The sequence below is a fragment of the Halobacillus sp. K22 genome (assembly GCF_052246795.1).
Classification (GTDB): Bacteria; Bacillota; Bacilli; order Bacillales; family Halobacillaceae; genus Halobacillus.
On record NZ_JBQQCN010000049.1, the window covers coordinates 1 to 7422 of the forward strand.

5 protein-coding genes, 15 tRNA genes and 2 rRNA genes are annotated in these 7422 nt (G+C 44.8%); 1 reads left to right on the forward strand and 21 read right to left on the reverse strand.

Annotation, left to right across the window (positions count from 1 at the left end; translation table 11 throughout):
• Nucleotide 1 precedes the first annotated feature (1 nt).
• Both ACTWPM_RS20360 and ACTWPM_RS20365 read right to left on the reverse strand, forming a co-directional pair.
• Complete coding sequence (locus tag ACTWPM_RS20360; protein WP_443134806.1) at nucleotides 2–433, reverse strand: hypothetical protein; 432 nt, start codon at nucleotides 431–433, stop codon at nucleotides 2–4.
• Between the two features lie 125 nt (nucleotides 434–558).
• Entirely contained in the window at nucleotides 559–1725 is a 1167-nt protein-coding gene (locus tag ACTWPM_RS20365) for a TraB/GumN family protein (protein WP_443134810.1), read from the reverse strand.
• Nucleotides 1726–2052: 327 nt separating this feature from the next.
• Between ACTWPM_RS20365 and ade the strand changes: the two genes are divergently transcribed.
• Nucleotides 2053–3798, forward strand: coding sequence for an adenine deaminase (gene ade, locus ACTWPM_RS20370; protein ID WP_443134807.1), 1746 nt, complete (start codon nucleotides 2053–2055; stop codon nucleotides 3796–3798).
• A gap of 40 nt (nucleotides 3799–3838) precedes the next feature.
• Here the strand turns inward: ade and ACTWPM_RS20375 are convergent, their stop codons facing one another.
• The 19 genes from ACTWPM_RS20375 to ACTWPM_RS20465 all read right to left on the reverse strand — a co-directional run.
• A complete protein-coding gene (locus tag ACTWPM_RS20375) occupies nucleotides 3839–4741 on the reverse strand; it encodes a hypothetical protein (RefSeq protein ID WP_443134808.1) in 903 nt (300 codons plus the stop codon).
• A gap of 232 nt (nucleotides 4742–4973) precedes the next feature.
• Nucleotides 4974–5324 carry a hypothetical protein gene (locus ACTWPM_RS20380; RefSeq protein WP_443134809.1) on the reverse strand — a complete coding sequence of 117 codons (351 nt, stop codon included), beginning with the start codon at nucleotides 5322–5324 and terminating at the stop codon, nucleotides 4974–4976.
• 163 nt (nucleotides 5325–5487) lie between these two features.
• A tRNA-Leu gene (locus tag ACTWPM_RS20385) sits at nucleotides 5488–5569 on the reverse strand.
• A 10-nt stretch (nucleotides 5570–5579) separates the two neighbouring features.
• A tRNA-Cys gene (locus tag ACTWPM_RS20390) sits at nucleotides 5580–5653 on the reverse strand.
• Between the two features lie 62 nt (nucleotides 5654–5715).
• Nucleotides 5716–5790, reverse strand: a tRNA-Gly gene (locus ACTWPM_RS20395).
• Nucleotides 5791–5799: 9 nt separating this feature from the next.
• Nucleotides 5800–5874, reverse strand: a tRNA-Gln gene (locus ACTWPM_RS20400).
• A 13-nt stretch (nucleotides 5875–5887) separates the two neighbouring features.
• A tRNA-His gene (locus ACTWPM_RS20405) sits at nucleotides 5888–5963 on the reverse strand.
• A gap of 12 nt (nucleotides 5964–5975) precedes the next feature.
• Nucleotides 5976–6046 (reverse strand) — tRNA-Trp (locus ACTWPM_RS20410).
• Nucleotides 6047–6067: 21 nt separating this feature from the next.
• Nucleotides 6068–6153: transfer RNA gene (locus ACTWPM_RS20415), tRNA-Tyr, on the reverse strand.
• Between the two features lie 27 nt (nucleotides 6154–6180).
• Nucleotides 6181–6256 (reverse strand) — tRNA-Thr (locus tag ACTWPM_RS20420).
• A 7-nt stretch (nucleotides 6257–6263) separates the two neighbouring features.
• Nucleotides 6264–6339, reverse strand: a tRNA-Phe gene (locus ACTWPM_RS20425).
• A 29-nt stretch (nucleotides 6340–6368) separates the two neighbouring features.
• Nucleotides 6369–6445 (reverse strand) — tRNA-Asp (locus tag ACTWPM_RS20430).
• A gap of 131 nt (nucleotides 6446–6576) precedes the next feature.
• Nucleotides 6577–6653 (reverse strand) — tRNA-Met (locus tag ACTWPM_RS20435).
• 50 nt (nucleotides 6654–6703) lie between these two features.
• Nucleotides 6704–6779, reverse strand: a tRNA-Val gene (locus ACTWPM_RS20440).
• Between the two features lie 8 nt (nucleotides 6780–6787).
• Nucleotides 6788–6862 (reverse strand) — tRNA-Glu (locus tag ACTWPM_RS20445).
• A gap of 20 nt (nucleotides 6863–6882) precedes the next feature.
• Nucleotides 6883–6975: transfer RNA gene (locus ACTWPM_RS20450), tRNA-Ser, on the reverse strand.
• Nucleotides 6976–6981: 6 nt separating this feature from the next.
• Nucleotides 6982–7056 (reverse strand) — tRNA-Asn (locus ACTWPM_RS20455).
• 10 nt (nucleotides 7057–7066) lie between these two features.
• A 5S ribosomal RNA gene (gene rrf / locus ACTWPM_RS20460) occupies nucleotides 7067–7180 on the reverse strand.
• Nucleotides 7181–7336: 156 nt separating this feature from the next.
• Nucleotides 7337–7422 (reverse strand): 23S ribosomal RNA (locus tag ACTWPM_RS20465); the annotation flags it as partial.

Below are 7422 nucleotides of genomic sequence, written 5' to 3' on the forward strand. Positions count from 1 at the left end.
TTTAGGATATCACGGAAGGGAGAATATTCAAAGGCATTCGCCTTACGGCGACGGCATTCATCTCCCCCTTACCACCGGTCTTCGACACGGCGCTTGAAGAGGGAGTCTTCTGCCGATGAATGATAAACTCGTTAAACTGCATGAACCATACCATAATAAACAGTAAAAAACTGACCGTAAAATGAGATTCAATGAAGGATAATTCTGTTCGGGTGGAAACAAGTAAAGTCAGAGATAATTCAAATAGTAGTGTAAGCGTAGTAATAGAAGAAACGAGCCATTTCTTCGGAACTTTCATTAAGTACTTCTTTTCTACATGATCCATAAAATGGGCACCGGCGATAGGAATTAGAAATATGAGAAACATAACCACTGTACTTGAAATGCAAAAGTTATTGAATGGTTTAACCTCCTCTGACAGGTTCGTTTTCATCCAACCAAAATCCAATTAATGGATTTATTTCCAGAATTACATAAAGAGTGTACCACCATAGGAATATAATGTACACTTTTTCCTATTAAAAAAAGCGTAACCTATGAAAAAGGTCACGCATTTTTTTATAGATTTTCAAAAAACAGTCGAAGAACGTCAGCTCCACCTATAAATGTACCTAGAGAGCTGCCTACGTTGGCTAGCAGAACCACAAGCAGGATACGAGTTACGCGGTTACGCCAGAATCCCTTCAGGCTCGCGACATCTTCAGATAAGGTTTCAAATTCTGCTACCTTGGGTCTGCGGAAATACGCCTGGACAATGCCGGCAAACCATCCGGCTGCGATCAGCGGGTTAAGCGATGTGATCGGTGCGGCTACGAAGGCTGCTAACACGGCTAATGGATGAGCCATGGCAGCCGCTGTTCCGATCGCAGAAAACGTACCATTCCACAATACCCAGCTGATGGTCTGCTGGGTACCTGCCTCCGGATTCGCCATAAACGTATAAACAATGATAGATATAATCAAAACGGGAATGCTCCAGCCTATAATCTTCGGCCAGGGAGACTTAGGAGGACGCTTATTCAATTGAGTCAAATCATGCTCTTTATAAATCGCTTCTTTAATACCAGGCACGTGAGCAGCTCCAAGGACCGCTACCACTTTCTTCCCGGGCGCATCTTTAATTTTCTGAGCTAAATACTGGTCACGCTCATCAATCAGCGGCTTTTTCAACTTCGGAAAGTTCTCGGTCAGATCCTTCAGCATGCCATCGAGCATATCCTGGGTCTTCATCTTTTCAAGCTCCGCTTCGGAGATGGTGTCGTTACTAAAGATGCTGTAGACGATGGACATTAACAGTTTAGCTTTGCCTCCGAACCCGATATTCCCCCAGATTCGTGCAAAGGTTACCTGTATATTCCGGTCAGCTAATACAAGCTCTGCGTCATGCTCTTTCGCAGATTCAATCCCTTGAATCATTTCCTGACCTGCCTGAATACCAAATTGCTTAGCCATACGCTTTTGAAAGGATGAAATAGCCAGGTTCATTAACAATAGTGAGGCTTTCTTCTGTTTAATCACAGCAAAAATGTCCGTATCTTTCCACGCATCACCGTTTACAATCGATTGATAGCGCTGCTCATCTAATTCCACACATACAGAATCAGGCTGTTCTTCATCAATAACCTGCTTGACTTGTTCTGCACTTTGTTTAGAAACGTGCGCAGTACCAATCAGTATGTACTCTGTATCATTTATATGAAGTCTCGTGATGTTATCTTCCGTCATCGCCATACATACCTTCCTTTACCAGTGGACTATATTGTTTCATCTCTACTAATACTAAACCAGAATGTATAAAATGAGAATGGGTTTCCCATGTTTTCTACGCGAGCAAGTCTGGCCTCCCTACCTTCACGTTGACAAAGCGCCCCCTGCCCTATAGAATCTCTATTAATTATTATCTCATGAAACGAATTCACATGCCCATATAAATTTGGAAATATTGTTCAACGTATCTGCTTACCGCGCGATGGAGATAGAGTGTGGATATCGTATTCTATCCTGCCTCCTGCTTTAAATGGATCAGGTATTAAACGGAAGGAGAAATCATATATGAACTCAGGTAAAGCACAGTTAACGAAAGATCTGAACATCGCAAGCAAGAAAATCCCAGCAGATACGATCATTAAGAATGGTAAGATTCTGGATGTCTTCAATCTCGAATGGATCGAGGCAGATGTGGCTATTTCTGATGGTAAATTCGTCGGAATCGGCCACTATAATGAAGCAGCCATGATCATTGACGCCAAAAACCGCTATGTCTGTCCCTCCTTTATTGATGGACACGTTCACATTGAATCTTCCATGGTCACCCCGGATGAGTATGCTAAAGTCGTTGTCCCTCATGGAGTTACCGCGGTGGTCACAGACCCCCATGAAATAGCCAACGTTGCCGGGGAAGAAGGTCTGCAATTCATGCTCCAGAACGCTGATAACCTGCCTTTAGAGGTTTTCTTTATGCTTCCCTCTTGTGTCCCTGCTACTCCATTCGAACATTCAGGAGCTCAGCTGACAGCCGCTGACCTTGAAAAATACTTAGCCCACCCCAGCGTGCTCGGCTTAGCGGAAGTTATGGACTACCCCTCTCTCCTGCATACAAAAGATAATCTTCTCGATAAAATCACGATGACTCATCAGCACGGTGGGAAGCTTGACGGCCACCTGGCTGGACTGGAGACCAATGCCGTTAATCTCTTTCGTACGGCAGGAATAACCACGGACCACGAATGTACGAAAGAAGAAGAAGCGCTGGAACGCCTGAGACGCGGCATGTATCTAATGATCCGTGAAGGCTCAGCCGCGAAAGATTTAAACGCATTAATCCCAGTAGTCACCGCCCATAACGCACGGCGCTGTCTATTCTGTACCGACGATAAACACCTCGACGAACTGATCGAGGAAGGAAGCATCGACCATAATGTCCGCCTTTCCATTCAACACGGAGTATCGCCTCAAATCGCCTTACAAATGGCTTCTTTAAACGCAGCCGAATGCTATGGTCTGACGAATAAAGGGGCGATCGCTCCCGGTTATGATGCCGATTTTTTACTACTGGAAGACCTGGAAAAAGTGAAAATTAGTGACGTGTACAAACAGGGCCGGCGGATCAGCCATAATGGTAGCTACATGCCTCCTGACGACGCTGGAAAAGAGAAACACGCTGCTCCTATTACCGATACGGTTCATTTTCCGGCCCTTACGGAGGAACAGCTTAAACTGCCTATAGGCGAAGCACAGCAGGCCCACATTATTAAAATAAATCCAAACCAGCTTCTTACGAATAAATTGGTGGAAGAAGTGAAGACAGAAAACGGCGTCTTTGTTCCATCGCCAGATAAAGATCAATTGAAATTAGCGGTAGTGGAGCGCCATAAAAACACCGGCCATCTTGGCATAGGGATAGTGAAAGGCTTCGGTTTAAAAGATGGAGCAATCGCCACGACTATTGCTCATGACTCCCACAACATTGTAGCCCTGGGTGCCAATGATCCAGACCTCCTGAAAGCCATTAATACGTTAAAAGAAATCAATGGCGGTCTTGTGATCGTTAAGAATGGAGCTGTCTTATCGTTCCTTCCCCTTCCGATCGCCGGATTGATGTCTGATCAGTCGTTTCCATTTGTTAAGGAGCGGCTCGAACAGCTCGGAGTAACGCTGCCTAATTTAGGATTTACGAAGGATTTCAATCCATTCCTTACATTATCCTTCTTAACGCTGCCGGTGATCCCTTCCCTGAAATTAACGGACATGGGCTTATTTGATGTAGAAACGTTTCAGCATATTGAGGTATCCTTATAGAAAGCTGGAAACCAGATCGAACGTCTGGTTTCCAGCCTTTTTAATTAACACTATATACTACGCGAGGCTCAACGTAATAGGTCGCGTTCGATTGAATACGATCTTCCTCACTGTTTTCAAACTCTCGAACTGTCATCCGTACCGCGTCTATTGGAAGCTGCCCTTCGATCACCGGTCTTGTACCGGAAGTGGTGACCATAAACGTGTTCTCTGGATTTCCAGACAAAGAGCGAACCGCTCCTTCTGCGTTAAGCGAATAATATTGGGTATCCTTATTTTGCATGAACGCCTCTAGTCCCGTTTCATTAATCACCTTAAAAAATTCTTTCGGAGAGATCCGCCCGTGCATGTCCTGCCTTAAGTGATGAACTTGATGATTCTGCTTCTGATAACGATTCCGTTTAATTTCATACTCTTTTTCATCCAGTTTCAACTCTACAGAATAATTACTTTCTCTGTTCCCTTGTGCGACTACCTTAAAATTATAGAACAGTGACTGCACGGCTCCTTTATCCGTGAATTCCATTTCAAGTCGCTGCAGTCGTGGGTTGTGAATATCATTAAATGTATTCTTAACCATGTTCCAGTGCTCGGTAAAATCAAATTCTTCAGACGCAGAGAGGCTTTGAGCAGTATCTATGTGACGTGGACGCTCGTACACATAATTTTGAACAGGCGGAATGATTAAAGATGTAAGGAAGAGGAACAGACCTAAGTAAGCTGCATACCGTTTCGCTAACCGATTCCAAGCAGGCTCCCGAAAAAACATTAGAAAAATGATAAACCCTAACGGAAGAGACCACTGATTAATTGAGAACGCAAAAGCGCCTAGAAACGAGTATCCTAGAAGCTTCAGGAACAAGTAAGGCTCTTCTCTCCCCCACTTGCGGTAAATGTACATAATGATTCCAAATTGAACGATGTATAGAATGAGATAGAGCAATGGACACCCTCCTTTATCACCATAAATTCTATCATGAATTCCAGAGTACCCGAATACCATACTGACTTTTTACAGGAAACTCTGAGGAGTGAATACCTCCTGCTCTTCAAATTCTTCAATCTGACCGATCATCTCTTCATTCAGCACAAAAAACCAATGCCCTTATTAGACATTGGTTTAATAATATTCAGTTAAGAAAGGGGACCAAGTAAAACTCAGCCCCCCATCCCTTCTATGACAATTGGCGTTCATACACTACTTCATTGGTTTCTGGATCTAAAGCATCCACCTTCATGTCCACAACGCGGCCATCTGCATTACTTTTAAAACCCCATAAGCGAATATAATTATTCATGTTATAGTCGCGGAAAGTAAGATGCACCTTTCTCAATTCTTCATTTTCACCTGGCTCTTCTTTAATCACACACTCCTGAAATTTCATCGTTTCAGAAGGCTGACTTAATATATAGTCATACATGATCTTTTCAAGTTCAGGAAAAGCCATTCCACCGTTATCTAAGCAAGTATTTTTAAATTCATTGTAGTCTGTAATGTGATGGATGATCTTAGATTCGTTTGGCATGTTTGTTCCTCCTAGATTAAACAGTTACCTATCTCTTTCCCTATAAGATGCATGAGAAAACCCTCTTGAGATCATTATGACACTGCTAAAAAAACACTTTTTTAGTCAAACGAAAAACGGCGTTATCCTTTAAGGATAACGCCGTCATTAGATTAATATTTAATACCGGTGGCCGGGGTCGAACCGGCACTCCGTAAGGAACACGATTTTGAGTCGTGCGCGTCTGCCAATTCCGCCACACCGGCATAATCTCATTGGAGGCGGCAACCGGAATCGAACCGGTGATAAAGGAGTTGCAGTCCTCTGCCTTACCGCTTGGCTATGCCGCCATTACAAGATCAGTAGTATTTTAGTTTATTCTAACATGTGTTCAATTATGATTGAAATATTATGGAGCGGGAGACGGGATTCGAACCCGCGACCCCCACCTTGGCAAGGTGGTGTTCTACCACTGAACTACTCCCGCAGTGGAAAATGGCTGGGCCAGCTGGATTCGAACCAGCGCATGACGGTACCAAAAACCGTTGCCTTACCGCTTGGCTATGGCCCAAAGTGAAATTAAATGGGGCGGCTGATGGGAATCGAACCCACGAATGCCGGAACCACAATCCGGTGCGTTAACCACTTCGCCACAACCGCCATAGAAAAAAGCAGGGGTAGTAGGAATCGAACCCACATTGACGGTTTTGGAGACCGTAGTTTTACCATTAAACTATACCCCTATTTGAATGATTAAATTAAAATGGTGGAGGGAGTAGGACTCGAACCTACGAACCCGATGGGAGCGGATTTACAGTCCGCCGCGTTTGGCCAACTTCGCTATCCCTCCATGTTGTATATGCCTACTAGCATCAAATGGTGCCGGCCAGAGGACTTGAACCCCCAACCTACTGATTACAAATCAGTTGCTCTGCCAGTTGAGCTAGGCCGGCTAAAAAATGGTGGCTCGGGACGGAATCGAACCGCCGACACACGGATTTTCAGTCCGTTGCTCTACCGACTGAGCTACCGAGCCGAATCTTATGTATAGCCTAAGTATGAAAATGGCGGTCCGGACGGGACTCGAACCCGCGACCTCCTGCGTGACAGGCAGGCATTCTAACCAACTGAACTACCGGACCATATAATTGAAACGTTAATGAACAAAGAATTGAATTCAATGTAGTCCATTAAGTTAATTTGGTTGCACTTTTCAGTACTACCATTATTGATGAACGAAGAAGTAAGTTCGACGTGGTACATCAATATTAATTGGTTGCGGGGGCAGGATTTGAACCTGCGACCTCCGGGTTATGAGCCCGACGAGCTACCAGACTGCTCTACCCCGCGATAATGTGGGTTTTCTAATTCCCATAAAGTATGAAGTTACCTTGCGGTAATGGTGGAGGATGCAGGGCTCGAACCTGCGACCCCTTGCTTGTAAGGCAAGTGCTCTCCCAGCTGAGCTAATCCTCCATATGAAGTGGTGACCCGTACGGGATTCGAACCCGTGTTACCGCCGTGAAAGGGCGGTGTCTTAACCACTTGACCAACGGGCCATTGTGGAAAAATGAACTTATGGCGGAGAGCGAGGGATTCGAACCCTCGAAACCGTGGTAACGGTTTACACGAATTCCAATCGTGCTCCTTCGGCCAGCTCGGACAGCTCTCCAAAATATGGCTCCAACGGTAGGATTCGAACCTACGACCGATCGGTTAACAGCCGATTGCTCTACCACTGAGCTACGTTGGAATAATGTAAAACCTGGCGGTGTCCTACTCTCACGGGGATCGACCCGACTACCATCGGCGCTGAAGAGCTTAACTTCTGTGTTCGGCATGGGAACAGGTGTGACCTCTTCGCCTTCACCACCAGATCTTATTTCCTTTTTTCAAGGACAAGATATATTGTATTGTTTTTCGAGCAAAAAATCAAGGGTAAATTACAAGTTTTTTTGTAAACCCTCAAAACTGGATAAGGACCATTCAACCATCGGACGAGCGAACGTCTCTTCCGACTTCTTTTTTAAAGGATAGATAAGTCATCGATCCATTAGTATCCGTCAGCTCCACGTGTCACCACGCTTCCACCTCGGACCTATCAACCTCATCGTCTCTG

Coding starts and splice junctions, on each gene's coding strand:
- ACTWPM_RS20360 (WP_443134806.1), bottom strand. CDS start 433: ATGAAAACGAACCTGTCAGAGGAGGTTAAACCATTCAATAACTTTTGC.
- ACTWPM_RS20365 (WP_443134810.1), bottom strand. CDS start 1,725: ATGACGGAAGATAACATCACGAGACTTCATATAAATGATACAGAGTAC.
- ade (WP_443134807.1), top strand. CDS start 2,053: ATGAACTCAGGTAAAGCACAGTTAACGAAAGATCTGAACATCGCAAGC.
- ACTWPM_RS20380 (WP_443134809.1), bottom strand. CDS start 5,324: ATGCCAAACGAATCTAAGATCATCCATCACATTACAGACTACAATGAA.